The organism is Anaerolineae bacterium, from assembly GCA_014360855.1.
In the GTDB taxonomy this organism is placed as follows: Bacteria; Chloroflexota; Anaerolineae; order JACIWP01; family JACIWP01; genus JACIWP01.
In genome coordinates this window covers 1-1,803 of record JACIWP010000410.1, presented here as the reverse complement: position 1 = coordinate 1,803, position 1,803 = coordinate 1, and the positions used below count along the sequence as shown (strand labels likewise).

Genomic DNA, 1,803 nt, shown 5'->3' with positions numbered 1-1,803 from the left:
GTATTGGTGACGATGCGACCCAGCCAGACCCGGAAACTGCAGTCGCCGCGGAACTGCGGGAGCTTCCGCCAGGCCTTGATGAATGCCTCCTGCGCCAGGTCTTCCGCCAACTGTGAGTTGCCTGTCATGCGATATGCCACGCCCACGGCGAAGGAGCAGTAGCGCTGGGCCAGCATGCCGAAGGCCTCTTTGTCGCCGGCGCGACTGCGGGCCAGCAGTATGGCTTCGCCGTTCGGGTCCGGATGCGTGTCCTGGGTCATTCCGCTCTCTCATTAAATAGACGTCCCCATTGGCACGCGTATTCGGTATGAGATGTGGGGGAACGAAGGCGGAAAACAACGGGTTTGCGATTGTCAGGGGCCGGACTCGCCGGCGGGCGCCGTGACGCCCTCCTCTTCGGCTTCCCCGGCCAGGCAAAGGGTGGAGCGGTTGTCCTGCAGTTCCTGGAGGGCGCGCTCGTAGCGGCGCAGGAGCCCTTTACTCCCTTCCCGCAGGCCAAGCACGGCGCGTTGAGAGCACACGTCGCAACCGAGTGTCGCCTTGTAACTGCTCATGTCGCACTGCAGACAGCCGCAGAGGCGAATCATCATCAGAGAGAATGCCAGGCCGGCAGGACTGGCTTCGCCCTGGGCCAGCACATCATCTACCAGGGCCTTCCAGCGCTCGTCCAGGAGGTTACGAAGCCCCCGCACACAGGAATGGGGGAACAGGATCTGACTGCGTGGGTACATGGTCCACGGCCTCTCCTCGCTGGGAATATGCCTGCCTCGCCAGGGATAGTACACGGCCGGCGCGGCGTTGTCAAATTTCCGACCGTCCGGCTATGTACCCCAGGCGGCAGGCATATCCCCCTACACCCCGGGCCTTTCCAGCGGCATATTTTCGCCGGCGCTAGGCCTGTGCCGGCTGGCGCCGGCGGCGATCCCCCTGCCGCAGGAACCATTTGGTGATCTCTGCCGCTACCGCGGGGATGAGCACCAGCGGGAGGATCTCCGCCCAATGCTCCCAACCCAGGAAGGCCGTGTCGAAAATGGGGTCGAGCGGCGGCACATAGATGATGGCCAGCAGGATCGCCAGCGATGCCAGGAAGGCATACTGCATGTATTTGTTGCTGAAGACGCCGATGGCGAAGACCGAATAGCGCTCCGAGCGCGACGTGTAGGCCCGGAACAGCTCCGACAGGGACAGGGTGGCGAAGGCCATGGTTTGCGCGCCGGCCAGATTGTCCGGGAAAGCCCGCAGGCCGATGAGGAAGGCCGTCAGGGTGGCGGCGGTAATGGCGATAGCCTGTACCGCGATGCCGATCAGCATCTCTTTGTTGATGACTGGTTCATTTACCGGGCGCGGCGGCCGTTCCATGATGTCCGGGTCGCCCCGCTCCACGCCCAGGGCCAGCGCCGGCGCCCCGTCGGTCAGCAGGTTGAGCATCAGCAGTTGGATGGCGGTCAGCGGCAGGGGCAGGCCGGCGATGGTGGCCAGGAAGATGACCAGGATTTCCCCCACGTTGCAGGACAGCAAGAAGAAGACGAACTTGCGGATGTTGGAGTAGATGATGCGGCCCTCTTCCACCGCCGCCACAATGCTGGCGAAGTTGTCGTCGGTCAGCACCATATCCGCCGTCTGCTTGGAGACATCGGTGCCTGTAATGCCCATGGCGACGCCGATATCAGCGCGCTTCAGCGCCGGCGCATCGTTCACGCCGTCGCCGGTCATGGAGACGATATGGCCGCGCCGGCGCAGTGCCTCGACGATGCGCACCTTATGCTCCGGCGAGACACGGGCGAAGACATCCACATCCTCTAC

At 63.8% G+C, this 1,803-nt stretch carries 3 protein-coding genes; all 3 read right to left on the bottom strand.

The window, feature by feature from the left end; translation table 11 throughout:
* Positions 1 to 260 (bottom strand): sigma-70 family RNA polymerase sigma factor (locus tag H5T60_14590; protein MBC7243659.1); only part of this gene is annotated, 260 nt, incomplete at its 3' end.
* 93 nt (positions 261 to 353) lie between these two features.
* A complete protein-coding gene (locus H5T60_14585; protein ID MBC7243658.1) occupies positions 354 to 731 on the bottom strand; it encodes a hypothetical protein in 378 nt (125 codons plus the stop codon).
* Between the two features lie 160 nt (positions 732 to 891).
* On the bottom strand, positions 892 to 1,803 hold a 912-nt coding region (locus tag H5T60_14580; protein MBC7243657.1), incomplete at its 5' end, for an HAD-IC family P-type ATPase.

What these genes read in the sequence shown, in the direction of transcription:
- H5T60_14585 (MBC7243658.1), bottom strand. Translation starts at nt 731, where the DNA reads ATGTACCCACGCAGTCAGATCCTGTTCCCCCATTCCTGTGTGCGGGGG.